The organism is Mannheimia granulomatis, assembly GCF_011455695.1.
Lineage (GTDB): Bacteria > Pseudomonadota > Gammaproteobacteria > Enterobacterales > Pasteurellaceae > Mannheimia > Mannheimia granulomatis_A.
In genome coordinates, this window is record NZ_CP015030.1 from 671,233 (window position 1) to 697,409 (window position 26,177).

A 26,177-nucleotide genomic window follows, 5' to 3' on the forward strand; every position below is an offset into this window, starting at 1 on the left:
GTTTAGTTAAAAAGTTTCTTTAAGAAAGATGTCCCTGTTTTATTAGGTACCTTAACTTTTTGACGAGATAGAATACCTATTACTTTCATTGTGAGAGATTCAATTTCTTTCTTTCCATTGCGACTTAAATTAGCATTAAGTACTTTATCGTTAGATGTCATATGTTTAGAATAAGGAATTACACTATCTATTTCACATCTTAATAAGCGTTCAATATCAGTGGTTGCCATCAGTTTTGATATTTCAAGATTATGATCTGAAATACATATGAAGGTACGAATTAATTGCCCTGAAGTATTTTTAAGCCGTTCACATTCATCTAAGAATTGTTTAGCAACCCGTAATGAGCTGATTTTTCTCTCTACAATTAAGATAAAGGTATTACTTTCTTTTTGAATATCAGAATAAAATTCTTTACCTAGATTAAAAATAGGTTGGTCATAAACAATAAAATTATATTTATTCAATGTATCCGTAGTTAATTGAGATGGAGCTCCTTTATATAAGTCAAGATTTTCTGTACTTTGAACAACATCGCTTTGGATTTTTTTATCGAATAATAAATCAAGGTCCTGGGAACCATTTTTTCCTTGAGCAAGCAATACAGGAATTTTTTTCTTAGTTGCAATGGTATTGGCGATATGAGCACTAATAAAACTTGCACCAATACCACCTTTGCAACTTAAAATACTCACTTTAATAGTATCCCGAATAAGCGGTATATTTACGCCTGTAATAATACGCTCTACCATTTGGGTTAATTGAGTCTCTGTATTAAAGTAAAGAACACCTTGTTCGAGTAACTTTTGAGCAAGAGAAATAGAGTCACTATTACCAATTACACAGCACCATACGTGCTGTGGCACAATACTGTGAATGCGATCGGTTATTTCAGTAAGATGCGTTTTATTTCCTATATCAATAATGACTCCTAGAGTTTCTTCGGCAGAAATGGATAAATTATCTGCCGCAAAAAAATCCATATTAATTAACTCAATATTTTCTAAACCACGGGACCGTAAAAGTTGTGCAACATGGTTATTTAGCTGATTTTGTTGTGAAATAACCGTTATTTTACGTACGCTATCAACAGTACGGCTTTCTTGATCGAGTAGTAACATAGTAATCCTTTTGTAATTTAAAATATAAGTTGTAGCTTGTTGTTGTGCTTTAATGTACAAGCCTTATATGGATCAAAACTCATATGATCTTCTGCCGTATCTGCTTTGCAAGGTTGCATTTTTCTTGCTGTTTGATGAATTTCTACATAAAGAGGATATAAGCTATTTGTAGTTTTTCGATGTTCTACATAAATCATATTTTTTATTTTTTCGGATTTAAGGCGTTTACTTAGTTCTTTGGCTAAGTCTTTTGCTCGGTTTTCTAAAGAGATCAGATGAATGGTTTGTTCATCTTTTGTGCTAGTTGCATGGCGTTTAATCTCAGTAAGTAAATTTTCGATTGCTACGGCAGAAAAATCGGCTAAAACCAAACGTTTTATATTTAGAGATTTATGAGTAACTATTTCACTATTAGTTGGTTGAGCCGGTCGAGTATTACTTAAAAGTTCAGTATTATTTTTTGCAAAAAGGGGTAGCGATAGGCTTAAAATGCTACATAAGGTTAATAATCTTCTCATTGTATAAAACCACCATTTTTTAAGAAGTTAGACGTTAGTGTTTTGTGGTAAACATTTTTTAATGATGTAGTGTTAAAAAATCTTTCCATTGTTCCTGTATTTTCAAATGTTGGGTAAAGTATTTGTGAGCTATCAACCGGTTTGACTAAGTTCACTGTCGCAACTACGACAAGTTCCTTACTTTCACGAGATGAATTTGCACTGCGGAAAAATGCTCCTAAAATCGGAATATCTCCCAAGATAGGTACTTTCTTCACTCCTTCAAGGTCTTGTTTATTCAATAAACCGCTGATAATAAAACTTTCTCCATTACCTACTTCAAAGGTTGACTTAGAACGGCGGGTATTAAAGATAGGAATAGAGTTATTCTCAATTTCATAATTTCCAGCAATTGTGCTGACAGATTGTGAAAGAATTAAACGAATACGATCGCTTTTTTGTACTTTTGCACCAACAAGTAATTTAATACCAAACTCTTTATAAAGAATATTGAGCTCGCCATCTTTGTTACGTTGCACAAAAGGGACTTCGCCGCCAACTAAAATATCGGCAGTTTCTCCAGAGAGCATGGAAATATTTGGTTCTGCTAAAATTTTGCCATTATTTTGATTGTCTAATGCACTAATGAGAACATTTAGATTGTTGGAGTTGACTAAAGCTAATTGTCCTCCCTTATTACTAAATCCTCCACTAATTGAGGTTCCGCCTAAGTTTTTGAAGAAATTACCACTTAAGTTATTCCAATTAATACCGATTGCATCAGAGAAAGTTTTGTTAACTTCTGCAACAGTTAATTTCACATTAACTTGAGTTGCGGCTTCTTCATTAGCATTATTGATAACCCCATCATATTGATATTTATTTAAGAAAGGGACTTCTTCTTCTGCGTTATCATGTTTAATTTTCTTTTCGATTACCTTTTTCTGAGAACCTAAGGCTTCGCCTACAATGCGATTAATTTCTTCACTTTCAATTGAGTTTTTGGCTTTACCTTCAATAACATAAGCCTTACCAATTTTCTTAACGGAAAGACCACTATCCGGAAAACGAGTTTGAATTTGTTCATTTGTTGCAGAAATGTTATTTATTACATTGTTTACATTAACAAAATCTTCTGTTAGAGCATTACCGTTATTATCAAATGCAATAATTTCTGCTTTACCCTCATTTTTGGCATAAAGCATAAATGTGTTGTCGTCTAAAATTTCATAATCTGCAACATCTGGTGATGAAACAAAAATAGTGTCAATTTTCTGTGAAGTTTTAATTAATTGACTTTGTCCTTGTTCTAAATTAAATGTTTTTGCAGAAATATGATTAGGTAATGTCAACAAACTGCACATTACACAATAGAATGCTGCTCTTTGGAATTTATTAATTAGCATTATTTTTTCCTCTTAATTGGCGAATAAACATTCCACGATGATTTATCGTTTGAGTATTAGTACCCATTGGCAGAGCAATGAGTTTGGCCTGTTTATCTAGTGAATAAAATTCTTTTAATTGGTGTGCATTCATCTTAATGCTCACATAGCCTAGATAATCTTTATTATTTGAGCTTTCATTCTTTGTATCTTCTTGAGTAAATTTTTTTACTTGTAATACTTTGAAGTTATCAGCCAATTTTGTCATTGAAGTTTGTTCTCTTTCTTGATGAGCGAGATCTTGTTGTACACTATAAATAGAAACAACATCTCCACCACGTAATGAATCCAATAGATATTGCTCGGTATCGCGAATATAAATGCGATAAGCAACTTCTTCCGTTGAATCAATACTCATCAAAATAAAACGAGGATCTTCAGGCGAAATTAATAGTTTAGGATTAAGTAAAGAGCCTGATTGTGTATCTTCCGAGAGCAAAAAACCTTGTAAGGAGTGGCTTTCTACGCTATCAAGCAGAGGCTTAAGATCTGACTCAGTTAATGGATCTGTTTCTCCTACCTTTAATTCAGATAAGGAATAATCCTCCGATTGTAGAAGAGAGCCTTTAGGTAAATCTCGGTTTAATGTAATAACGGTAATGGTTTTTTCCGTTATTTCCGTAGGTTCTGCAGATGAACTCTGCACATCATTTTGTTGGGAGGCTTCTACAGTAGTTTCTGAATTTTCTGTATTTAAATTCGGCAACATAAACAACCCGCCAAACCCAATAAGAATAATGAAAAGAGAGGTGATAAATAGTACCCTGTAATTCATTGTCTATTTCCTTAAGTGATAAATAGTTATAGGCTAAATAGCACGACTGTCGCTAAAAAGCCCGAGCTAATTGCAATCCCATAGGGGAGTCCTTTTTCTCGAATAGAACGAAAAAAGAACAAGCTACCGATAATAATGAGTATCAGCCCTGATAATGCAGTTAGAAAAAGAAAATATGGAGCATATTCTGTGGGGATAGCCAACATCAAGACAGAAAGTAATTTCACATCGCCGGCACCAATTACTTTACATAAAAAAAGCAGAAAACCGATGATTAAGCAAAGTAATGCCGGTAAGAAGTAGAACGTACTATGTGTAAGCCAACTGAATGGGATAATCACACATAACAGTACTACAATGATTCGATTACTAATAATACGTTGTTGGAGATCTGTCCAAGAAAGCCTTATTAACAATAAAATAATGGCGGCAAGTAAAATAGAACGGAAGTGAAATAACAACATAAAAGCAATTCACCTTAATTATTATTTGTACATATCTGCAACTGATTAAAAGGATCACGAAACGGTCAAAAGTGCACTTTTAACTAAGTTTGCAAGTTGCTCAAATTTTATTAAGGTTTCTTTGCTGAAGCTGTTATTACCATATAACACAAATACAACAAATACTGCCACTGCACAACCAATTAAGCCATATTCAATTGAGGTAATCCCTTTTTGCTGCTGACAAAATCGAATAAAGTCTCTAATGTTCATAATGGATTAAAGATATCCTTATGTCCCAAAAGACATAAGGATAATTAAAGACTAGGATGCTACTTACTTAGTTAGCCCATTTGTGCTTTTAACTGTGTCTGTTAATGTTTTAAATTTCGCTTGTAGGCTCTGAATAAAGCCATCTTTGTTGTAAAACACAGCAACAATTAATACGGCTACCGCTACAGCAATTAAGCCGTATTCAATAGCAGTCACACCTTTTTGGTTTTCTTTGAAAGAACGAAAGCCTTCAGTTACAGCAATGTAAGCCTTTGTTGTTAGAGTTGATAACATGTTTGAGTCTCCTTTTATTTAAAATAAAGTATATATAATAGTAGTTTAGAAATTTTATTAATTTCCATTTGGTAATGATACGCAATAACATCTAATGCGTAGTGGTGTGTATTCTAGATCTTTATGAAAGTGATGTAAATGCTACAAATTTAAGATTTAAACAAATCAATGTTATATTTTTGTAATTTATTATTTTATTGTTAATATTTTGTTAATTTCTTAAAGATAAAAAATGTGAATAGGAAATTTATTTGGAAACTTGAATTAACCTAGGTTTGTAATTAATTTTTAAGTATGAAAAAATTGTTAATTTCAAATGCTTTTTTGGTTAATTTTTATGCTTTTTAGAAACTGGTCGGATTTCAATAAAAAATTTATGGCAATAATGTGAATTTTGATTTAATTGGGTGAATTTTGAGCAAAAATCGTCTTGCCATATTTTTTCTTTATAGTAATGCGTAAGAAATGAGACAAAATTATGCATAGCACATAATAATATGCTAAATTTATGGCAATAAATAAGCTAAATATAAGGAATTTATGATGTCGAATCATCTTACAGAACACCGCTTTATTGATTTCCCTATTCACACGAATGTATTAAATGCCTTAGATAGCAAAGGTTTTGAATTTTGTACACCGATTCAAGCGAAAACATTTCCAATTACGCTTGCCGGCAATGATATTGCAGGGCAAGCCCAAACAGGCACGGGAAAAACGTTAGCTTTTTTAGTAGCAACTTTCCATTATTTGTTAAGCAATGAAATTAAAATAGCTAAAAATCAGCCTAGAGCATTAATTTTAGCCCCTACCCGAGAATTAGCCGTGCAAATTGCAGCAGATGCACAGCTTTTTCTACAACATTCTGATCTGAAATTGGCCCTGGCTTATGGTGGTGATGGTTATGATAAACAGCTACAAGAAATTGAAAAAGGTGTGGATATTTTAGTTGGTACAACAGGGCGAGTGATTGATTATGTTAAACAAGGCATTATTAATTTAGATAAAGTCCAAGTGATTGTGCTAGATGAGGCGGATCGAATGTTTGATCTGGGTTTTATTAAAGATATCCGTTACCTTATGCGTAAATCGCCACCACCGCAGAAACGCCTAACACTATTATTTTCAGCAACGCTTTCTCCAAGAGTGAGAGAGCTTGCCTATGAAGATATGAATAACGCCGAATATATTGAAATTGAGCCGTTACAACGCACGGGGCATCGTATTAAAGAAGAGCTATTTTATCCCTCTAATGAAGATAAAATGGCGCTATTATTAACGTTACTTGAAGAAGAGTGGCCGGAGCGTTGCATGGTTTTTGCTAATACCAAGCATAAATGCGAAGAAATTTGGCAATATTTATCTGCAGATGGCCATCGTGTAGGCATGCTGACCGGAGATATTCCACAGAAAAAGCGTCTATCCTTGCTTGATAATTTTACTAAAGGCAATTTAGATATTTTAGTTGTAACAGATGTTGCTGCCAGAGGTTTACATATTCCTGATGTCACGCATGTGTTTAATTATGACTTACCTGATGATAAAGAAGATTACGTGCATCGTATTGGCAGAACCGGTAGGGCGGGGGAGAGCGGACATTCTATCAGCTTCGCTTGCGAGCGTTACGCGGTTAATTTGCCTGCGATAGAGGAGTATATTGGACACCAAATTCCTGTTAGTCAATATGATAAAAGCTCTTTACTGCCTTTGCCGAAAGTGAATCGTTCAAGAAACAAACATGCTTTTGCGCAGAAACGAAATGGACGTAACTAGAACAAAATGATGAATAGCATTTGTGTTTTAACTCAGATTGAAAGGAGAAATATGAACTTACCTAAGTTCGCAGCAATCGTGTGTAGCATTCTGGTGATTGCGGGGTGTAGCACATTAGAGAAATGGGAGGAGGATATGGGCTTATTCTCAGAATCGGCAAATCACCATGCCTCTATTGATAAATCAACCATCAAAAGAGAACGTATGATTTCTAAACAAGTTGCCTTCCCAACACCAAGTAGCCAGCCTGTTGTAAATACTAAGGTAACAACTAAGAGAATTAATACAACAGCTTGTAAAGACAGTGATGATTGGTATTTAGATGGTTATCGTGTAGGAAAATCTTTCCAGACTCAGAAACTACAGATGCTACAGCAGCGAAGTGAATATTGCGGTTATAATGTAAGGCAGCTTCCTGCACAATATCGTAGTAATTGGGATAGAGGCTTCCTTATAGGAACAAAAAGTTAATTTAAGAAGAGAATTTGATATGAGTTTATATAACATTGCTCAAACCGAATCAGGGGAAGTAATTTCTCTGAATTCAAAAATGGCGAATCGTCACGGTTTAGTGGCAGGGGCGACTGGTACAGGTAAAACCGTAACTTTACGCAAATTGGCAGAAGCCTTTAGTGATGATGGCGTGCCAGTGTTCTTGGTTGATGTAAAAGGTGACTTGTCAGGCCTTGTGCAAGCGGGCAGTTTTTCCGGAAAAATTGCAGAACGCATTGAAATGTTTAATTTAGGCGGTGAGGCTTATTTAAAGGGTTATCCCGTTTCATTTTGGGATGTGTTTGGTGAATCTGGCATTCCTCTTCGCACCACTATTTCGGAAATGGGGCCAATGCTGCTTGCTCGTTTATTAAATTTAAACGATACCCAAGAGGGCTTATTAAATCTTGTTTTCCGTGTAGCAGATGACAGAGGTTTACTGCTCATTGATTTAAAAGATTTACGTGCCTTATTGAAATTTGTCGCAGATAATGCAAAAGAATTCCAAGTGGAATATGGGAATGTTTCCGCTGCGAGTGTGGGAGCAATTCAGCGTGCGTTGTTAGCTCTTGAAAATGAAGGAGCAACGAATTTATTCGGTGAGCCTGCATTAGATTTACATGATTGGCTCCAAACCCGTGACGGTCGTGGTGTCATCAATATTTTAAATTCGGAAAAATTGATCAATTCACCAAGAATGTATGGAGCGTTCTTACTTTGGTTTATGGCAGAATTGTTTGAAAACTTACCTGAAGTAGGCGATCCGGAAAAACCGAAGTTTGTGCTTTTCTTTGACGAGGCTCACTTATTATTTGATGGAGCCCCGAAAGTATTGGTGGACAAAATCGAACAGGTGGTACGTTTAATTCGTTCTAAAGGTGTAGGTGTTTATTTTGTCACACAAAATCCGTTAGACTTGCCGGATTCGGTGTTAGGTCAGCTAGGTAATCGTATTCAACACGCATTACGAGCTTTCACTCCGCGTGATCAAAAAGCGGTGAAATCAGCAGCAGAAACCTTCCGTGCCAATAAAGATGTGGATGTGGTAGAAGCCATTACTCAATTAGGTGTTGGGCAAGCCTTAGTTTCTGTATTAGATGAAAAAGGGATGCCAACGCCGGTTGAAATTGCTTATATTTACCCTCCGAAAAGCCAGCTTACACCGCTTGCAACCGGCGAGCGATCTGCATTAGTGAAACAAGATGATTTATACCATCACTATAGCCAATTTGTAGATAATGAATCTGCTTTTGAACGCCTTAATGCCAAAGCAGAACAAGTTAAGGCTGAACAAGCGGCAGCAGAAGAAGCTAACAATGATTTCTTCGGTGGTATTATTTCTTCCATTTTTGGATCAAAAAAGAAAAAAGATCAATCGGTGACCGAGCAGATGGTGAGCCAAGTAGCACATTCTGTGGGGAGAAATTTACGCAACCAAGTTACTAAGCAAATTATGCGTGGAATTTTAGGAGCGATCACCAAAAAGTAAGCGGAATTATCCGTTACAAGCGGTCGAATTTTACTAAAATTTTGCACAAACGCTCTTGTTTGAACATCGGCTTGACTGATGGCGCTAACCGATCCTAGCAAGTTAAAGGCTGAGTGCTTTATTTTTACAATCTTTTGCATGTTGATGCTAAAAATAGTGGTAATGTTGTCTGTTTTTTGGCATAATATGCCTCGTTTTTTGTCTATTTCAGGCTGAAAACATAAACATTTATTTTTTAACACTAAAACACACACATATCACAAGCTAGGGATTGGGGTGTCTATTATCGAACAGAGCGTAGATCAATTTTCTAGGATATGTGGAGGCTAAACCCCGTTTTGCCGTTCATAAGTGGCAAAACAAACAACTTTGAAGGAAAATTCTTATGGCACAAGTTTCTATGCGCGATATGCTTAACGCGGGCGTTCACTATGGTCACCAAACTCGTTACTGGAATCCAAAAATGAAACCATTCATTTTCGGTGCGCGTAACGGTGTTCATGTAATCAACTTAGAAAAAACATTACCTTTATTTAACGAAGCATTAGCAGAATTAACACGCATTGCAAGCAATAACGGTAAAGTATTATTCGTTGGTACAAAACGCGCGGCAAGTGAAGCAGTTAAAGCAGCAGCAGTAGATAGCCAACAATTCTATGTTAACCACCGTTGGTTAGGTGGTATGTTGACAAACTGGAAAACTGTTCGTCAATCAATCAAACGTTTAAAAGATTTAGAGACTCAAACTCAAGACGGTACTTTTGACAAAATCACTAAAAAAGAAGCGTTAATGCGTACTCGTGAGTTAGAGAAATTAGAGTTAAGCTTAGGCGGTATCAAAGATATGAACGGCTTACCGGATGCAGTATTTGTAATCGGTGCTGATCACGAGCATATCGCAATCAAAGAAGCAAACAACTTAGGTATTCCTGTATTTGCGATTGTTGATACTAACTCAACTCCAGATGGCGTTAATTACATCATCCCTGGTAATGATGACGCAACACGTGCAATCCAACTTTACTTAGATTCAGCGGTTGCTGCAATCAAAGAAGGTCGTGGTCAAGAAGTTGAAGTTGCCGCAGAAGCAGCAGCTGAATAATTCAGTTTGTAAGGGCAGGTTTTAACCTGCCCTAAACGATAAAATCTCTAGACAGGTGAATGCCTGTCTTTCCCGTATCAAATCAAGAGGAATTAAAAAATGGCTGAGATCACAGCATCATTAGTTAAAGAACTTCGTGAACGTACCGGCGCAGGTATGATGGAATGTAAAAAAGCATTACAAGAAGCAAACGGTGACATCGAATTAGCGATCGATAACATGCGTAAATCTGGTCAAGCGAAAGCTGCTAAAAAAGCAGGTAACATCGCTGCTGAAGGTGTAATTTTAGCTCGCGTAGCGAACGGTTTCGGCGTATTAGTTGAAATGAACTGCCAAACTGACTTCGTAGCAAAAGATGCAGGTTTCTTAGGTTTAGCAAACGAAGTTGCAGACTATGCAGCAGCAAATAAAGATATCTCTATTGAAGCATTAGCAGTGCAATTTGAAGAAAAACGTGTTGCATTAGTAGCTAAAATCGGTGAGAACATGAATATTCGCCGTGTTAAATTCTTAGAAGGTAACGTGATTGCACAATACTTACACGGTGCAAAAATCGGTGTATTAGTAGCAGGTGAAGGTTCTGAAGAAGAATTACGCAAAGTAGCAATGCACGTTGCTGCAAGCAAACCTGAGTTTGTAAACCCAGAAGATGTTTCTGCAGATGTTGTTGCAAAAGAGCGTGAAATCCAAATCGAAATCGCGATGAACTCAGGTAAACCAAAAGAAATCGCTGAGAAAATGGTTGAAGGTCGTATGGCTAAATTCACCGGTGAAGTTTCATTAACTGGTCAACCATTCGTAATGGATCCATCACAAACTGTGGGTCAATACTTAAAATCAGTAGGTACTTCAGTATCTAACTTCATCCGTTTAGAAGTGGGCGAAGGTATCGAAAAAGTTGAAGAAGATTTCGCAGCAGAAGTTGCTAAAATTACTGGCGGTAACGCTTAATTCAAACTTTGAGTTGATAAAAAAAGCAGGCTTTAGCCTGCTTTTTTTATGTTCTATTTTTTATTATTAACCGGAATGGTAACGGCCGGATCTTCAACGGTTGATTGGGTTTCAATGATTTTTTTCAATCCATAATCGTTTTTATCCGCTTGATTACTAAATAAATCAATTTCTTTATTCAATAACGGATTCTCAATTCCCATCCAATTTGCAATGCCATTAGTAAAATTTAAGCCGGATTTAAAGGCTTTATAGACATTACGCTTAGTATCATCACTCGAAATTTTAAATAATGGGATATCGTAGTGTAGTTTACTTTTATCCTTACCGTTTTGAATCAAAATGTTATCTTTACTCATTTCGTGCGATAAGCCATGGTCAGATAAATAGATCATCGAAAAAGAACGCTGATTAGCTGTTTGGTTTTGAACTAAGGTTTCATACACACGTTTGAGCAATTCGTCTGTTTTCTTAATAGAAGACACATAGCAATTCACATTAAAATAACGTTTCGGTAATTTATTATCGTCAAACATTTTCGGATAATCGGTTAATCTGTCACAAGTAATCGGATGAGAGCCGTATAAGTGTAAGAAAATAAAGCGTTTACCGCTTGCAGGCTCTGCGATAACTTTGCTGAAATGCGGTAGCAGTTCAAAATCGCTTACATTGGTATTTAATGAATCTCCGGCTTTGGTAAAGATTCTGACATCGCTTTTATTGCCGATAGAAGAAATCGGAGTGTCGTAATTACCCAAATAACCTTGATTGGAAATCCAGTAGCTTTTCACGCCTGCAGACTTAATTAAATCAATCAAAGTTAAAGCATAGTCAGCTTCCCATTTTTCCGTATCTGGTTTAGTGAGCATTAACCGCAGAGAAGCGATTGTGTTAGTGCCACCGGCAGTTAGGCCATCAATTAGCGTTCCATTTGCTGAACTCATAAACGGTGTGTTAGGAGCAGGGTAGCCATAAGCATGGTGGTAGTCTTTTCTTGCACTTTCCCCCATAATTAAGATGTAGTCGTCATATTTAGCATTTTCGTTGAGTGTTGATTCTCCCCATTTTGACTCCAATGTTAAATTATTTAATACCTCTAACTCTTTTTTAACTTTTAAGCCTGACTGGTAAAATTCATGGAAGAATTTAAAAGGAGCAAGAGAGAAGAGCATCAAAATAAATGCACTCATCACAAAGGTTTTGTTTTTTAGAAAACGAATATGATACATTTTGGTAATTTTTCGATAAAAAATGACCGCTAGTACAATCCCAATTCCTGCCAAAATATGCAATATGGGCAGTTGGGCAATAAACTCACGGCTTTCCATCATATCGGTGGCAAAAATAGAAGCAATATATTCATAGGTAGGACTACCAAAATTAATGCCAACTGGGGTATAAAAGGCATAAGCGATACTAATAGGTAGCAGCAATAAATAGTAAGTCCATTTTGAGCTGGATAGGGTAATGATCAGAAAAATGCCAAAAAGCACATCTAAAACGGTCGGCTGTGGAAAAAATCCTGAGCCGATAAGCATAAGATAGCTTGCAGAACTTGCTAGGAAAAGAGCAGTAATAATGCCGAAAATTTGTTTTGAATTCATTTAGTTAAAATTTTTCAGTTTATCGTAGAAAAGGATTGTTCTATAATAACGTAATTTTGTGTTTAGTCCATACAGTATAAGAGGCAATTAAAATGAGTAACCCAATCTATAAACGAATTCTTCTCAAATTAAGTGGCGAAGCTTTACAAGGGAACGAAGGTTTTGGTATCGATCCGTCCATTCTAGATCGTATGGCGTTAGAGATTAAAGAACTTCTAGCGGAAGGCGTGGAAGTGGGTGTTGTTCTTGGCGGCGGTAACTTATTCCGTGGTGCAAAATTAGCAAAAGCGGGAATGAACCGTGTAGTGGGTGATCATATGGGCATGCTTGCTACTGTAATGAATGGTTTGGCAATGCGTGATGCCCTGCACCGTGCAGAGGTGAATGCAAAATTGATGTCAGCATTCCAATTAAACGGTATTTGTGATACCTATAACTGGTCTGAAGCAATTAAAATGTTAAGAGAAAAGCGTGTAGTTATTTTCTCGGCAGGTACTGGTAGCCCGTTCTTTACGACCGACTCAGCAGCCTGTTTGCGTGGTATTGAAATTGAAGCTGACGTAGTATTAAAAGCCACAAAAGTAGACGGCGTTTATGATAAAGACCCGGCAAAATACGCAGATGCGAAACTCTATAACAAACTGACTTATGCACAAGTTATTGACCAAGAATTACAAGTGATGGACTTAGCTGCATTTACTCTTGCTCGTGATCACGGTATGCCGATTCGAGTGTTTAATATGGGCAAACCGGGTGCATTACGTAAAGTCGTGTTTGGTACTGAAGAAGGTACAACCATTTCTGAATAATTTATTTCTCTGTTTTTTTATAAAGGATAAAATCAATGATTAACGAAATCAAAAAAGATACACAAGATCGTATGGAAAAAAGCCTAGAGGCTTTAAAAGGTCATATTGCGAAAATTCGTACGGGCCGTGCTCAACCTTCTTTATTAGATGGCATTCAAGTTGAATATTACGGTTCAGCGACTCCATTACGTCAAGTTGCAAACGTAGTTGCTGAAGACGCACGTACTCTTGCGGTAAACGTGTTTGATAAATCTTTAATTTCAGCGGTAGAAAAAGCGATTTTAACTTCAGATTTGGGCTTAAACCCATCATCTGCCGGTACCACTATTCGCGTTCCACTTCCACCGTTAACAGAAGAACGTCGTCGTGATTTAATCAAAATCGTTAGAGCAGAAGGGGAGCAAGGTAAAGTAGCTATCCGCAATGTTCGTCGTGATGCCAATGATCAAATCAAAGCATTATTGAAAGATAAAGAGATCAGCGAAAACGAGCAGCATAAAGCCGAAGAAGATATTCAAAAAATTACTGATACTTTCATCAAAAAAGTTGATGAAGTATTGGCAGCAAAAGAGAAAGAGTTATTAGATTTCTAATTTGCAAAAAAGATTAAAAAATTAACCGCTTGTAATCATCAATTACAAGCGGTTGTTTTTTATCGAAACTTTACTATTATAAGTAACGTTTGCTGATAACTTTTAAGTTATCGTCTAATTCATACACTAATGGCTGACCAGTTGGGATTTCTAAATCCATGATATCTGCGTCAGAAATTCCTTCAATGTGTTTTGCTAATGCACGTAATGAGTTACCGTGAGCGGTTACAAGAACACGTTTGCCGGAAATTAATGCCGGAGCAATTTGATCTTCCCAGAATGGTAATACGCGCTCAAGCGTGATTTTTAAGTTTTCGGCATTTGGAATTAAATCTTTCGGTAAATTTGCATAACGGCGGTCGTTATGAGCAGAATTTGGATCTTGTGGGTCTAAATCCGGAGGAGAAATATCGTAAGAACGACGCCAGATGTGAACTTGCTCATCACCGTATTTTTCTGCGGTTTCTTTTTTGTCTAAACCTTGTAACGCACCATAATGACGCTCATTTAAACGCCAGTTTTTCACTTGAGGAATCCATAATTGATCAGATTCTTCTAACACGATATTACAGGTTTTGATTGCACGAGTTAAAACAGAAGTGAAAGCGATATCAAATTCAAAACCTGCAGCTTTTAATTTTTGACCTGCTGATTTTGCTTCTTCAATACCACGCTCTGTTAAATTAACATCACGCCAACCTGTAAATAAGTTTTTAGCATTCCATTCACTGAAACCGTGGCGGATAAATACTAATTGCATAATAACTCCTTGCTTTGAGTAAAAAATAATGGATTTAAAACTGCGTTATTTATAGCAAAATTCTGCTCATTTTGAAATAGATAGTTAAATTCTTTCACTAAAAAGCTGATCTTAAGCAAATAACCGATTAGAATATAGCCTTAGCGATATTTTGAATAAAAAAGGAATACTTGTGAAACGAAGAAATTTTGATTTTTGGGCATTACTATTGGGCGGAGTAATTAGTATTTCCGCATCTTTTTCTTTTGCAAATAACCTTAACCAGATTCAGCAAAAAATTCAGCAACAAACTTCTAAAATTAATGAGCAGAAACAAAAGCGTACTGCTTTACAATCAACATTAAAAACCCAAGAAGTTGAAATGGGTAAAGTGTTAGATAAATTGCAAAAAACAGAAATGTCGTTAGGTGAAATTCGCCAAACTATTAAGGCAACCGAACTTGAAATCAATCGCCTTGAAAAACAAGAGAAGCAGCAAAAAGAAAAATTAAAAGAACAGCTGGATTCTGCTTATCGTTCAGGCGTTAATCCTTCTGTATTAGAGCGTTTAATGTCTGAAGATGCAAAAAATGCAGAAAGAATGACCGCTTATTATGAGCATATGAATAATATTCGTATTGATGCCATTCATGAAATTCGCAAAACGCAGGCAGACTTAAAAGCCAGACGAGATGAGTTAAAAGGTCAGCAAAAAGATCATCAATCACAATTAAATGAGCACAAAAAGCAAGAGAGGGATTTGAAAAAAGTACAGGCTCAGCGTGAGAGTACGCTACGTTCCATTGATAAAACGCTTGAGCAAGATCAAAGCCGTTTAGAGAATTTGAGGAATAATGAAGCTGCTCTAAGACAGCAATTGGAACAGGCACAAAAAGAGTCTGAGCAAGCTCAAAAACGTGAGCAGCAAGCAGCAAAATCTAAGTCTCAATCTAACGCGAAAGTAGATACTACACCAATTAAGGCCGGTAGATATACGATGCCGGTATCGGGCAATGTGATTACTAAATTTGGTAATAATTGGCATGGTGTTGTCATTGCCGCACCTGCCGGTACATCTGTTAAAGCAATGGCTTCTGGTCGGGTGATTATGGCACAATGGCTTGCAGGTTATGGACAAATGGTTGCAATTGATCATGGCAATGGAGATATTTCTCTTTATGGCTATAACCAATCAATTTCCGTCAGCAAAGGAAGCCGGGTACAAGGTGGGCAGGCGATTGCCAAAGTAGGCAACAGCGGAGGACAAAATCGATCAGCTCTTTATTTTGGTGTGACTCGAAAAGGAACACCGATTAATCCTTTAAATTTGGTGAAATAATTAATGTTAAAAGAAGTTTACAAGCGGTTAAATTTGAGCATTTTTTTGCAAATTTTTCTGTTTTTTCCACCGCTTGCACATGCAGCGAAACTAGCTATTGTTATTGATGATGTCGGTTATCGAGTAAAAGAAGATAAGGCTATCTTATCCATGCCGAAGGAGGTGAGTGTGGCGATTATTCCATCGGCCCCTTATGCGAAAGCCAGAGCGATTGATGCTCATCACCAAAAGCGGGATATTTTAATTCACCTGCCAATGGAGCCTAAATCCAAGCAACCTATTGAACGAGGTGGACTTAAAATTGGTGATAGCGAAGAAAAACTTCGGAAACTTATTGAGAGTTCTCGTGGTCAAGTACCATATGCGATTGGTTTAAATAATCATATGGGAAGTGGTGCAACCTCAGATAGCCAAACGATGATAAATTTGATGAATGTGCTAAAAGAAAATCAACTGTTCTTTTTAGATAGTAAAACCATTGGTAGCAGTGTTGCGGCAAAAATTGCCCGCCAAATGGGCATCGGTACACTGGAGCGAGATATTTTCTTAGACGATAGCGATGAGTTTGCCAATGTGCAAAAGCAGTTTTCATTAGCCGTTGAACACGCAAAGAAACACGGCGTAGCAGTGGTTATTGGGCATCCACGTCAAAATACAATTCGTGTGTTGAAGAATACTTTAGCTAAATTACCCAAAGAGGTTGAGTTAGTTAGTATCGGAGCACTTTGGCGAAATGAAAAAATCACACCGGAAAAACCACTTATTATGCTGTTTGAGCATGAGCCGGCAGTTACATCTATACCGCCTTATGAAAGCATTCCGCTTTTACGTGGTATTCCAAGAGAATAAAAGGTCATCAATGAATACAAAACTTCATTTTTTAACATATTGCTGTTTAGTTGCGTTCGCCTCAATGGCACAAGCAGAACCGTCTAAGCGTATTACAGATATCGATGCCGATAAAGTTGAAGAATTAGAAGAGGACTTAGCAGAAGCCTCCTCAGAAGAATTGATAGAAGAAGATAGAGTTGAGCCACTCGTCGATTTAGAAATAAAAGGTATTAAAGATAAAGAGGCGAAGAAAAATGTCAATTTATATTTAGCCCAAATTGCTAATGAATATGCAGATGGTTCAGAACGCTATCAATATTTAGTACAAACTAATGTTGATAAAGCATTAAGAGCTTTAGGCTATTACAACAGCCAATATCAATTTGTACAGCTTCCTCGTAACGGGAAGAAACCGCTATTAGTGTTAAATGTACAATTAGACAAAGAAACCGTCAAAATTGATGAAACTGATATCGTCTTGCAAGGTGAGGCGAAAGAAGATGAGGCATTTATTCGATTAGTTGAAAAAGCACCAAAATCAGGATCTAGGCTTAATCATAAAACCTATGAAAATTTTAAAAGTAATATTGAAAGCAATGCTTTTAGTCGAGGGTATTTTGATGGACATTGGCTATATCATCGCTTAGAAGTTTATCCACTCGACCACAAAGCAGACTGGCGTTTGGGCTATGACAGTGGCAACCGTTATCGCTATGGAAATATCACTTTTGTGGATAATCAAATTCAAGAAGAATATTTGCGTAATATTCTTAAAATCCAGACAGGTGATCCTTATTTAGCAAGCGATCTTTCCGTTTTAACTCAAGACTATTTATCGAGTAAATGGTTTTCGTCCGTTATGGTTGAGCCTCACTTAAATGAACAAGATAAAAGGGTGGACTTAAATATCCTTTTCCAACCAAGAAAGAAAAACGAAGTAGAAATTGGAATTGGTTTTGAAACAGACGTTGGTCCACGTTTACAACTTAACTGGAAAAAATCTTGGTTAAACAGCCGTGGTCACAGCATTGAGACTCGAACTTATGTGTCAAAGCCCGAACAATCATTTGAGTTGGGTTATAAAATTCCGTTAAGGAAAGACCCTTTACACTACTATTATCAATTATCCGGTACTTTGGAAAACGAAAACCAAAATGACACCAAATCAACCGCGGCAATTCTAGGATTACAACGTTTTTGGACGCGTGAAACCGGTTGGTCATTTTCAGCTGGCGTAAAAGCGCGTTATGATTCTTTTACTCAAGCACAAGATCGTTTCAAAACATTGTTAATTTATCCAACCGCTTCGCTCAACAGAACCCGAACAGATGGTAAACCTTATCCGTTATGGGGCGATACGCAAAAATTAACCGTAAACTGGGGGAGTAAAGCTTTCGGTTCAGATGTGAATTTTTATAGTTATAAGGCTTCAACCTCTTGGGCTAGAACCTATTTTGATAATCATCGTTTCTACTTAAGAGCAGAAATCGGTTATATAAAAGCGAATCAATTTGAGCGTATTCCACCGGCTTTGCGTTATTTTGCCGGTGGTGATATGAGTGTTCGTGGTTTTGGCTATAAAGATATTTCTCCGCGTGATCCTAAAGATGGAAAACGTGTTGGAGGCTCTCACCTGGCAACAGGTGCGGTCGAATATCAATACCAGGTTTACCCGGGGTGGTGGGCGGCAATATTTTACGACACCGGGTTGGCTTCTAATAAATTTAAAACCAAAGATCTGCATTCGGGAACAGGAATTGGTGTCCGTTGGGCATCGCCAATTGGTGCAATTAAATTTGATGTCGGCACACCAGTGAAATCGCCTGATAATAAAAAAGGCTTTCAAATTTATATTGGTTTAGGTTCGGATCTTTAAATGGCAGCAAGCGGTCAATTTTAGATAAATTTTTACAGTTATTAATCACGACTATGAACGAAGAAAAACAACAAATAATGCAAAATCAAAGGATGATACTGCCTGAACAGGCTCCTAAATCGGATAAAACTGAAGTTGATAAAACCTCCTCAAAAGCTTCAACATGGCGTTGGTTGCGTTGGGGGATTTGCGTATTGCTTATTGTGTTGTTAATTCCACTTCTGTTTTTAGCTACAGGATATGGGCAGCGTAAAGCGCTTACGTTGGTAGATAAATTTGTTGAACCGTTACAAATTGGGATGGTAGAGGGTAGCCTACAAGATGGACTGACATTAACCAATGCTCAGTTTGTGATAGATGGTGTTAATGTACAGGTAGGTAAAGCTGATTTACATCTTGGCTTGAATTGCTTGGTGCATTATGAAGTCTGTCTGAATAATCTGAGTGTGAAAGATACTTCTGTGGTAGTTGATACCAGTAAATTACCCCCTTCTCAAGATAAAGAGGATACAAAGCCCTTTACTGAGTTGAATTTACCGCTTGGAATTTCTGCTAACAATATTCAGCTAGACAATATTGAAGTTAAGGTAGATGAAACAGAAATTCACCTTAACCATTTCCATTCAGCACTTTCCGGAAAAGGGCGTTCAGTTACGTTACATCCGACCAAATTAGACGGCTTAAATCTGCTGTTAGCTTTAAAATTAGAGGAAACAGAACAGAAACAAGCGGTTGATTTTAATGAAAAAATGGCAAAATCGGATGATGAGTTGCCGACAACACCAACCAATGCTCAAGAAGTGGCAGATAAGGTTGTAAAAGAAGCTGTAGAAAAAACAGGAGAAAAAGTTGTTGAGCAATTCCACGAGTTGCAAGGTAAAACGCCGGAAAAAGCAGCCCAAGAACCACGCAACAATATTGACTGGGCAACTATTCGTGCCGAATTGGAAAAACCATTATTAGATAAACAAGTTCGCTTTACATTACCTTTGGATTTGATGATTGAGCAAATTGAGGTAAAAAATGTTGCGCTTGCACAAAAAGCTAAGGATGAAAAAGGAAACAGTATTGAGCCGATTTCTTTGTTAAAAGTAGATTCTTTAGATTTAAAAGCACAAGCAAAAGATCAACATATTGCTTTGCAATACCTTGATTTTAAAAGCGATCAAGGTGATTTGACAGCAAAAGGGGAATTATCCTTGAAAGATAATTATCCGTTAGCATGGAATATAGAGGGGTATGAAGCAAAAAATGCAAAGGTGAAACTTCCATTTAGTCATATTAAAGCTGATGTTTCCGGTGAATTATATGAAACGACAAGACTGAATGTTTTAACTAAAGGCGCAATTAACGCGGATGTTAGCGGTAATGTTCAATTAGCAGCCTCTAAAATGCCCTTTGATCTTAGTTTAAAAAGTGAATCAATGAGTTATCCTTTTGCTGCACAGCAAGGGAATGATGTGCTGAAGTTAGAGAATATTGATATTCGCTTAAATGGTGATCTGCTTCAATATGATTTGGCGGCAAATCTGAGTGCAAAAGGTATGGGGATACCGCCAAGTTCTGCGCTATTGAAAGGCAATGGAGAGCTGACGCATTTTAATATTCAAGATTTAACCCTAAATACATTAGGGGGCAAGGCTCAGTTACAAGGAGTTGCGGATTGGGTAGATGGTGTGGAATGGGATGCAAACCTTGCGTTAAATGATATTAATACTAAATCATTATTGGCTGATTGGCCTGCCCAGCTTTCCGGCTCACTTAAATCGAAAGGTTATGCAGCGCGAGGCAGTGCAGGTTCAGATTGGAATGTAGATATCTCTAATATTGATTTAAAAGGACTGTTGCAACAGAAAAATCTGAAATTAACCGGTGATCTTAATGCCAATAATCAGCAATTGTTAAATGTACCGGCTCTGTCTCTTGTGTATGGCGAAAATAAAATTGATGTTAAGGGGAGCTTAGGCGAAAAATCCGATTTCTATGCAGATATTAAAGCTCCGAATCTACAAGGACTAGTACCGAATTTAAAAGCCGGCATAAGTGGTAATGTTAAGTTATCAGGGCAAGTGTCTCAGCCTAATATGGATTTAGATTTAGTAGCCTCAAATGTAAGTTATGATCAATTCAAATTACAGCACCTAACTGCCAAAGGTAAAATCACGACGGAAAAAACAATTCAAGGTGATGTTGAGTTAGGGCTACGCCAGTTTGCATATAATGATATTAAAGTGGAGAGTGCAACAGTATTGGCGCAGGGTAATGAAGCAAATCATACGTTAAAATTAACCTCAAAAGGGAATCCTGTTGGGGCAGATTTGCAAATTTCCGGAAAATTTGACCGCTTGCAACAGATTTGGGAAGGGCAATTAAGCCAAGTTGCGATTCAGTCTAAGGATTTTGGCAAATTCCAAACCGACAAAGCGGTAAATGTGAAATATGATAACAAGGCAATTAATGCCAATGTATCCGCCCACTGTTGGCATAATCCGAAAATTAATTTATGTTTTCCAACTGCCTTTAATGCCGGTGTTGAAGGAAAAGTACCTTTTGAATTACGCAATTTTAATTTAGCCGTATTGCAAGAGTTTTTGGATAAAAACAGCCAGATTTCCGGCATTGTGAATGCAAAAGGTGATGCAGCGTGGTTTAAGAACAAACAGCCTGAAGTTAATGTGGATCTCACATCCAATTCAATTAAGTTCCTGCAAAAAATGGAAGGTGGTAAAAGTTTTCCGTTAACGGTTTCGCCATTGAAAATTAATTTAAAAATGGCAGAGAATAATTTAGTGCTGAAATCAGATTTACGAATGGAAAATAACGGTAGGTTATCGACTGATGTAGTGATGAAAGATTTAAATAAAGCAAGAACGTTGTCGGGCAATATTCATATTGATCAATTAACTCTAAAACTTCTTCGTCCTTTGTTAAATAAAGGTGATTCAGTTGATGGTAATATTAACGCTCGTTTGACTTTAGGTGGAACTGCAACTTCGCCATTATTGCATGGGAATCTGAATTTAACTTCGCTCAAGGCTCGGTCAACTGTGATGCCGTTTGATATTACCGGTGGAAATTTAGCGATGAATTTCCATGGTGCAACTTCAACACTAAGTGGGCAAATTCAATCAAACCAAAGCCAATTACAACTGAAGGGAGATGCTGATTGGCGTAATTTAAATGCTTGGAAAACAAGAGTCCATGCACAGGCTAACCGCTTCCAGGTGGATATTCCAAATATAGCTAAAGTGCAGATAAGTCCGGATATTCAAGTAACAGCAACACCGAATTTGCTCACATTAAGTGGTAATATTGACATTCCATGGGCAAGAATTGAGGTGGAAAAGTTACCTGAAAATGCGGTTACAGTCAGCGGTGATGAAGTGATTATGGATGGTTCGGCTAAAGCGAAAATGCCGTTTAATCAAAGGAATATTCCAGCTCAAACTGCAAACGGCATGATGGTCAATGCAGACATTAAAATCAATATTGGTAGTGATGTGAAGTTAAAAGCCTATGGTTTGAATAGTAATCTAAATGGATTATTATCTGTCCGCCAAGGTAAGCAAGGCTTAGGGCTTTACGGGCAAGTGAATTTGGATGAAGGACGTTTTGCGGCGTATGGTCAAGATTTATTGATCCGAAAAGGCAATATTATTTTTGCCGGTTCACCATCTCAGCCTTCACTTGATATTGAAGCGATCCGAAATCCGGAGGCGATGGAAGACCCAACAATTACCGCAGGTGTTAGGGTAACCGGGCTTGCGGATAACCCAAATGTGAAAGTATTCTCAGATCCGGTTATGTCACAAAACGAGGCACTTTCTTATATTTTAACCGGGCGTTCGCTAGAAAGTAGTGGTGACGCCAGCTCAAGTAATGCGGTTGCTGCGGCATTATTAAGCATGAGTTTATCGAAAAGCAGTAAATTAGTAGGGGATGTTGGCAGTACCTTTGGTTTAAAAGATTTAAGTGTCAGCACTGCAGGTATTGGCGATAATACAAAAGTAGAGTTCAGCGCCAGTCTTGCTCCGAAATTCCGTGTTAAATATGGTGTGGGGATTTTTGCCCCATTAACGGAATTAACCCTACGTTATAATTTAACCCCGAGGCTTTATTTGCAATGGGTTTCAAACATTAACCAAGCGGTAGATTTAATGTATCGTTTTGAGTTTGATGAACTCTTCTAATTTAAAGGGTTGTTGATGGAAACATTAACAACCTTTTTGCTTTATAGTAGAATGTTGTTTCAATTTACAAGCGGTCAAAAAAATAAAAATTTTACATATCATTATGGAAAAACAACGCCAACGCGAACTACAAAAATGGCTCAAAAGTCAGCAAAAAGTTATAAAAAAATATATGCACATAAATGTGCTGTTAGGGATAATCAGCAGTTTATTGATGATCGGGCAAATGTGGCTGCTTGCAACAGTATTGCAGAAAATGATTGTGCAGCACCAAAGCTCAACAACCTTTTTGACAGAAATTGGTTTATTGTTTCTCTGTTTTATTGGTAGAGCTTTGTTGATTTTTATGCGTGAACGTGTGGGGTTTAAAGCCGGGCAAGTGCTGAGATTTCATCTTCGGCAACAAATTTTAACCAAAATGGAAGCCGTGGGGCCGATGACCATTCAACAAAAACCGGCGGGGAGTTGGGCAACTCTTATGCTTGAGCAGGTGGAAAATCTGCATAATTTCTATGCTCGTTATTTACCACAACAATTTTTATCGCTAATTATACCGCTGGTTATTCTTTGTTTTGTCTTTCCGATTAACTGGGCGGCAGGCGTTATTTTATTTGCTACAATGCCACTACTACCACTTTTTATGATCTTGGCAGGAATTAAAGCGGTGGAAGCTAACCAACGCAATATTGGCATTCTTTCTCGCATCAGCGGTCAGTTTTTAGATAAGCTTAAAGGCTTGGAAACTATTCGTTTGTTTGGTCAGGCTGAAAAGCAGACCGAGCAGATTTATCAAAGCACAGAAGATTTTCGCATCAGTACAATGGATGTGTTGAAAATGGCCTTTTTATCGTCTGCAGTGTTAGAGTTTTTTACAGCGATTTCGGTGGCGGTAATGGCAGTTTACTTTGGTTTCATCTATTTGGGAGAGCTGGATTTTGGGTATTATGGTACGAATGTCACGCTTTTTGTCGGTTTCTTCTGTTTAATGATGGCACCGGAATTTTATCAACCTATGCGTGAGCTTGGGGTTTTCTACCATGATAAAGCGGCTGCTATTAGTGCGGCAGACAGTATTGAAAGTTTTTTAAAAGAAGAGGTAAAAACGCAAACTTCCAGCGATTTGCAAAAAAAATTACAAAATCAACCGCTTGTTATTCAAGCAGAAGATTGTGTGATCCTTTCACCACAAGGTAAGGCGTTAACCCAGCCGCTTACTTTTACCTTGAATGCTCATCAGCATATTGCGCTGGTAGGACAAAGTGGCGCGGGCAAAAGTTCTTTGATGAATATGTTACTTGGCTTCTTACCTTATGAAGGGAGCGTTAGCATTAATGGTGTTGAGTTACGTGAGCTAAATTTAAGTGAGTGGAGGACTAAGCTGGCTTGGGTAGGGCAGAACCCGCAATTAATACGAGGTTCTTTAAAAGAGAATATTTTGCTTGGTAATTCGAATGCGACTGAAACGGAATTAGCCAATGCTTTGCACTTATCTAAAGCAGATGAGTTTGTTGAGCGTTTAGGTTTAGATCATCAAGTTCAAGATAGTAATATCGGCATTTCAGGTGGACAGGCACAACGTATTGCGATTGCTCGAGCCTTATTACGTCCTTATCAATTATTATTGTTAGATGAGCCAACTGCAAGTCTTGATATGGATTCTGAGCAACAAGTTTTAGCGGCATTACACCATTTAAGTCGTCAGCAAACTACTTTGATGATTACCCATCGTGTTGAAGATTTAACCCAATGCGATGAAATTTGGGTGATGAAGCAAGGACAGATTATTCAACAAGGTACTTTTGCCGAATTAGAACACACAGGCTTTTTTGCAGAGCTGTTAAATAACGAATTAGTTCATCAGGGAGAACGCTAATGAAAGCACTTTTTCCATTTTTTTCTCTCTATCGTACTCATTTCGGGCGTTTGTTGTTAGGGATCGTGCTTGCAATCTTAAGTCTTGCTGCCAGCATCGGTTTGCTCAGTTTATCGGGCTGGTTTTTAGCAGCTTCTTTTTTAGCCGGCTCTGCTATTACGTTTAACTTTTTCTACCCATCATCAGGGGTGAGAGGTTTGGCTATCGGACGTACTGCTTCACGTTACCTTGAACGCTTGGTTACACACGATGCGACCTTTCGTGTGTTGGCAAATTTGAGGGTGAGTGTATTTAAAAAGCTGATCCCTCTTAGCCCAAGCGGTTTAAATCGTTTCAGAAACAGCGAGCTACTCAACCGTTTAGTGGCGGATGTGGACACTTTAGACACGCTTTATCTTAATTTGGTATCGCCTTTTGTCAGCGCAGTCATGATTATTGCCTTTATGGCATTTGGACTGTCTTTTGTATCCATTAAGCTAATGCTGATTATTTGTGGCAGCCTATTATTCCTTTTATTGGTTATTCCTGCCGTTTTTTACCGATTAGGCATGAAATTAGGGCGACATGCTATTCAAAATCGAGCAAATTATCGCAGCCAATTTATTGAATGGGTGCAGTTCAATGCCGAATTTCTCCTTTTCGGTAATTTAAATCAAGCCAGCGAAAAACTACAAGAAATCGAACGTAAATGGTTGAATGCACAAAGTAAAGAAAGTCAGCTTTCAGGTTTATCAAGCAGCCTGTTAATGCTTTCAAACGGTATTTTAACTTGTGTGGTTATTTATTTGGTTGCTAGCGCAATTAATGTGCCGAGTGCCGAATATCCGGAAGCTTTAATTGCTTTAGTGATTTTTTGTGTGTTGGCATCAAATGAAATCCTTGCTCCGATTGGCATTGCCTTTTTGCATTTAGGGCAGCTGATTACTGCAGCCGAACGTTTAAATGAAATTACTGAACAACAGCCGAACGTGCAATTTAATGGTTCAGCAGAATGGCAAAATTTAGAGAAAAATCAAACGCTCGTCCGCTTTGAACAGGTGGATTTCCGCTACTTAAATGGTGAGCAAAAGGTGCTAAACCAACTTTCTTTTGAGGTGCTAAAAGGGCAAAAAATGGCTATCTTAGGTAAAACGGGCAGCGGTAAATCAACTATTTTCCAGCTATTAAATCGTAATTATGAGCCAACAAGCGGTCAAATTTGGTTAAATAATTGCAAAATTGAAGATTTTTCAGAACTGACTTTGCGTTCAAAATTAGTCACGCTTAGCCAACGTGTCCATATTTTTAGCCAGACCTTGAAGGATAATTTATTGATGGGCAATGCAGCAGCAACTGAAGCTCAAATGATTGAAATTGTGGAAAAGGTCGGTTTAGGCTATTTGCTTGAAACAGAGGGTTTAAAACTTTGGCTTGGTGAAGGTGGCAGACCGCTTTCCGGTGGTGAACAGCGCCGTTTAGGCTTAGCCCGTTTATTACTGAGTTCTGCTGAATTAGTGTTATTAGATGAACCGACTGAAGGGTTGGATCGGGAAACCGAGCAGCAGATCTTAAATTTAATTCTTACGCATTGTAAAGATCGCACTTTATTGATGATCACTCACCGTCAAAGTGCATTAGAGAAATTTGATGTGATTTATCGAATAGATAACGGGCGATTACTGAATTAAA

At 37.5% G+C, this 26,177-nt stretch carries 22 protein-coding genes; 13 read left to right on the forward strand and 9 right to left on the reverse strand.

Features of this window, described 5'->3' with window-relative positions:
* Positions 1–2: 2 nt before the first annotated feature.
* The 7 genes from A4G16_RS03335 to A4G16_RS03365 all read right to left on the reverse strand — a co-directional run bounded on the left by A4G16_RS03335 (position 3) and on the right by A4G16_RS03365 (position 4,848).
* Positions 3–1,121: a pilus assembly protein gene (locus A4G16_RS03335; protein ID WP_165888688.1), complete on the reverse strand. Its 1,119-nt coding sequence runs from the start codon at positions 1,119–1,121 to the stop codon at positions 3–5.
* A gap of 17 nt (positions 1,122–1,138) precedes the next feature.
* Positions 1,139–1,639, reverse strand: a complete 501-nt coding sequence (locus A4G16_RS03340; RefSeq protein WP_027074770.1) for a hypothetical protein — start codon at positions 1,637–1,639, stop codon at positions 1,139–1,141.
* Complete coding sequence (locus A4G16_RS03345; protein WP_165888689.1) at positions 1,636–3,024, reverse strand: type II and III secretion system protein family protein; 1,389 nt, start codon at positions 3,022–3,024, stop codon at positions 1,636–1,638. The genes A4G16_RS03340 and A4G16_RS03345 overlap by 4 nt, the downstream gene beginning before the upstream one ends.
* Complete coding sequence (locus A4G16_RS03350; RefSeq protein WP_165888690.1) at positions 3,014–3,838, reverse strand: flp operon protein C; 825 nt, start codon at positions 3,836–3,838, stop codon at positions 3,014–3,016. Before A4G16_RS03350 ends, A4G16_RS03345 begins: the two co-directional genes overlap by 11 nt.
* Positions 3,839–3,864: 26 nt before the next feature.
* Complete coding sequence (locus A4G16_RS03355; RefSeq protein ID WP_051498335.1) at positions 3,865–4,302, reverse strand: A24 family peptidase; 438 nt, start codon at positions 4,300–4,302, stop codon at positions 3,865–3,867.
* A gap of 54 nt (positions 4,303–4,356) precedes the next feature.
* Complete coding sequence (locus A4G16_RS03360; RefSeq protein WP_165888691.1) at positions 4,357–4,554, reverse strand: Flp family type IVb pilin; 198 nt, start codon at positions 4,552–4,554, stop codon at positions 4,357–4,359.
* 63 nt (positions 4,555–4,617) lie between these two features.
* Positions 4,618–4,848, reverse strand: a complete 231-nt coding sequence (locus A4G16_RS03365; RefSeq protein WP_165888692.1) for a Flp family type IVb pilin — start codon at positions 4,846–4,848, stop codon at positions 4,618–4,620.
* A 543-nt stretch (positions 4,849–5,391) separates the two neighbouring features.
* On the opposite strand from A4G16_RS03365, the gene rhlB reads away from it, so the two are divergent.
* The 5 genes from rhlB (at position 5,392) to tsf (ending at position 10,655) form a co-directional block, all read left to right on the forward strand.
* Complete coding sequence (rhlB, locus tag A4G16_RS03370) at positions 5,392–6,621, forward strand: ATP-dependent RNA helicase RhlB (RefSeq protein ID WP_165889890.1); 1,230 nt, start codon at positions 5,392–5,394, stop codon at positions 6,619–6,621.
* A 51-nt stretch (positions 6,622–6,672) separates the two neighbouring features.
* Positions 6,673–7,092 carry a hypothetical protein gene (locus tag A4G16_RS03375; RefSeq protein WP_165888693.1) on the forward strand — a complete coding sequence of 140 codons (420 nt, stop codon included), beginning with the start codon at positions 6,673–6,675 and terminating at the stop codon, positions 7,090–7,092.
* Positions 7,093–7,111: 19 nt separating this feature from the next.
* Positions 7,112–8,602: a helicase HerA-like C-terminal domain-containing protein gene (locus A4G16_RS03380; RefSeq protein WP_165888694.1), complete on the forward strand. Its 1,491-nt coding sequence runs from the start codon at positions 7,112–7,114 to the stop codon at positions 8,600–8,602.
* A gap of 385 nt (positions 8,603–8,987) precedes the next feature.
* The gene (gene rpsB / locus A4G16_RS03385; RefSeq protein ID WP_027074762.1) at positions 8,988–9,704 is read left to right on the forward strand and encodes a 30S ribosomal protein S2; all 717 of its coding nucleotides are present in this window, start codon (positions 8,988–8,990) and stop codon (positions 9,702–9,704) included.
* Positions 9,705–9,803: 99 nt separating this feature from the next.
* Entirely contained in the window at positions 9,804–10,655 is an 852-nt protein-coding gene (tsf, locus tag A4G16_RS03390) for a translation elongation factor Ts (RefSeq protein ID WP_165888695.1), read from the forward strand.
* Positions 10,656–10,708: 53 nt separating this feature from the next.
* On the opposite strand, the gene A4G16_RS03395 is transcribed toward tsf, so the two are convergent.
* Positions 10,709–12,259, reverse strand: a complete 1,551-nt coding sequence (locus tag A4G16_RS03395; protein ID WP_165888696.1) for a phosphoethanolamine transferase — start codon at positions 12,257–12,259, stop codon at positions 10,709–10,711.
* A 92-nt stretch (positions 12,260–12,351) separates the two neighbouring features.
* On the opposite strand from A4G16_RS03395, the gene pyrH reads away from it, so the two are divergent.
* Positions 12,352–13,068, forward strand: coding sequence for a UMP kinase (gene pyrH / locus A4G16_RS03400; RefSeq protein WP_027074759.1), 717 nt, complete (start codon positions 12,352–12,354; stop codon positions 13,066–13,068).
* Positions 13,069–13,103: 35 nt separating this feature from the next.
* Positions 13,104–13,661 (forward strand): ribosome recycling factor, encoded by a 558-nt coding sequence (frr, locus tag A4G16_RS03405; RefSeq protein WP_165888697.1) that lies wholly within the window; start codon positions 13,104–13,106, stop codon positions 13,659–13,661.
* 76 nt (positions 13,662–13,737) lie between these two features.
* Here the strand turns inward: frr and A4G16_RS03410 are convergent, their stop codons facing one another.
* Positions 13,738–14,421: a 2,3-diphosphoglycerate-dependent phosphoglycerate mutase gene (locus A4G16_RS03410; RefSeq protein WP_027074758.1), complete on the reverse strand. Its 684-nt coding sequence runs from the start codon at positions 14,419–14,421 to the stop codon at positions 13,738–13,740.
* Between the two features lie 208 nt (positions 14,422–14,629).
* Between A4G16_RS03410 and A4G16_RS03415 the strand changes: the two genes are divergently transcribed.
* The 6 genes from A4G16_RS03415 (at position 14,630) to cydC (ending at position 26,176) form a co-directional block, all read left to right on the forward strand.
* Positions 14,630–15,739: a peptidoglycan DD-metalloendopeptidase family protein gene (locus A4G16_RS03415; protein WP_237052406.1), complete on the forward strand. Its 1,110-nt coding sequence runs from the start codon at positions 14,630–14,632 to the stop codon at positions 15,737–15,739.
* A gap of 3 nt (positions 15,740–15,742) precedes the next feature.
* Positions 15,743–16,588: a divergent polysaccharide deacetylase family protein gene (locus A4G16_RS03420; RefSeq protein WP_165888699.1), complete on the forward strand. Its 846-nt coding sequence runs from the start codon at positions 15,743–15,745 to the stop codon at positions 16,586–16,588.
* Between the two features lie 10 nt (positions 16,589–16,598).
* On the forward strand, positions 16,599–18,446 hold the full coding sequence (locus A4G16_RS03425; protein ID WP_165888700.1) for an autotransporter assembly complex protein TamA: 1,848 nt from the start codon (positions 16,599–16,601) through the stop codon (positions 18,444–18,446).
* A gap of 53 nt (positions 18,447–18,499) precedes the next feature.
* Positions 18,500–22,636 (forward strand): translocation/assembly module TamB domain-containing protein, encoded by a 4,137-nt coding sequence (locus tag A4G16_RS03430; RefSeq protein ID WP_420704462.1) that lies wholly within the window; start codon positions 18,500–18,502, stop codon positions 22,634–22,636.
* A gap of 103 nt (positions 22,637–22,739) precedes the next feature.
* On the forward strand, positions 22,740–24,509 hold the full coding sequence (gene cydD / locus A4G16_RS03435) for a heme ABC transporter permease/ATP-binding protein CydD (RefSeq protein ID WP_165888701.1): 1,770 nt from the start codon (positions 22,740–22,742) through the stop codon (positions 24,507–24,509).
* Positions 24,509–26,176 carry a heme ABC transporter ATP-binding protein/permease CydC gene (gene cydC / locus A4G16_RS03440; protein ID WP_165888702.1) on the forward strand — a complete coding sequence of 556 codons (1,668 nt, stop codon included), beginning with the start codon at positions 24,509–24,511 and terminating at the stop codon, positions 26,174–26,176. The genes cydD and cydC overlap by 1 nt, the downstream gene beginning before the upstream one ends.
* Position 26,177 lies beyond the last annotated feature (1 nt).

Excerpts from the sequence above, each read along its gene's own strand:
- A4G16_RS03335 (WP_165888688.1), bottom strand. The coding sequence starts at position 1,121 with ATGTTACTACTCGATCAAGAAAGCCGTACTGTTGATAGCGTACGTAAA.
- A4G16_RS03340 (WP_027074770.1), bottom strand. The coding sequence starts at position 1,639 with ATGAGAAGATTATTAACCTTATGTAGCATTTTAAGCCTATCGCTACCC.
- A4G16_RS03345 (WP_165888689.1), bottom strand. The coding sequence starts at position 3,024 with ATGCTAATTAATAAATTCCAAAGAGCAGCATTCTATTGTGTAATGTGC.
- A4G16_RS03350 (WP_165888690.1), bottom strand. The coding sequence starts at position 3,838 with ATGAATTACAGGGTACTATTTATCACCTCTCTTTTCATTATTCTTATT.
- A4G16_RS03355 (WP_051498335.1), bottom strand. The coding sequence starts at position 4,302 with ATGTTGTTATTTCACTTCCGTTCTATTTTACTTGCCGCCATTATTTTA.
- A4G16_RS03360 (WP_165888691.1), bottom strand. The coding sequence starts at position 4,554 with ATGAACATTAGAGACTTTATTCGATTTTGTCAGCAGCAAAAAGGGATT.
- A4G16_RS03365 (WP_165888692.1), bottom strand. The coding sequence starts at position 4,848 with ATGTTATCAACTCTAACAACAAAGGCTTACATTGCTGTAACTGAAGGC.
- rhlB (WP_165889890.1), top strand. The coding sequence starts at position 5,392 with ATGTCGAATCATCTTACAGAACACCGCTTTATTGATTTCCCTATTCAC.
- A4G16_RS03375 (WP_165888693.1), top strand. The coding sequence starts at position 6,673 with ATGAACTTACCTAAGTTCGCAGCAATCGTGTGTAGCATTCTGGTGATT.
- A4G16_RS03380 (WP_165888694.1), top strand. The coding sequence starts at position 7,112 with ATGAGTTTATATAACATTGCTCAAACCGAATCAGGGGAAGTAATTTCT.
- rpsB (WP_027074762.1), top strand. The coding sequence starts at position 8,988 with ATGGCACAAGTTTCTATGCGCGATATGCTTAACGCGGGCGTTCACTAT.
- tsf (WP_165888695.1), top strand. The coding sequence starts at position 9,804 with ATGGCTGAGATCACAGCATCATTAGTTAAAGAACTTCGTGAACGTACC.
- A4G16_RS03395 (WP_165888696.1), bottom strand. The coding sequence starts at position 12,259 with ATGAATTCAAAACAAATTTTCGGCATTATTACTGCTCTTTTCCTAGCA.
- pyrH (WP_027074759.1), top strand. The coding sequence starts at position 12,352 with ATGAGTAACCCAATCTATAAACGAATTCTTCTCAAATTAAGTGGCGAA.
- frr (WP_165888697.1), top strand. The coding sequence starts at position 13,104 with ATGATTAACGAAATCAAAAAAGATACACAAGATCGTATGGAAAAAAGC.
- A4G16_RS03410 (WP_027074758.1), bottom strand. The coding sequence starts at position 14,421 with ATGCAATTAGTATTTATCCGCCACGGTTTCAGTGAATGGAATGCTAAA.
- A4G16_RS03420 (WP_165888699.1), top strand. The coding sequence starts at position 15,743 with ATGTTAAAAGAAGTTTACAAGCGGTTAAATTTGAGCATTTTTTTGCAA.
- A4G16_RS03425 (WP_165888700.1), top strand. The coding sequence starts at position 16,599 with ATGAATACAAAACTTCATTTTTTAACATATTGCTGTTTAGTTGCGTTC.
- A4G16_RS03430 (WP_420704462.1), top strand. The coding sequence starts at position 18,500 with ATGAACGAAGAAAAACAACAAATAATGCAAAATCAAAGGATGATACTG.
- cydD (WP_165888701.1), top strand. The coding sequence starts at position 22,740 with ATGGAAAAACAACGCCAACGCGAACTACAAAAATGGCTCAAAAGTCAG.
- cydC (WP_165888702.1), top strand. The coding sequence starts at position 24,509 with ATGAAAGCACTTTTTCCATTTTTTTCTCTCTATCGTACTCATTTCGGG.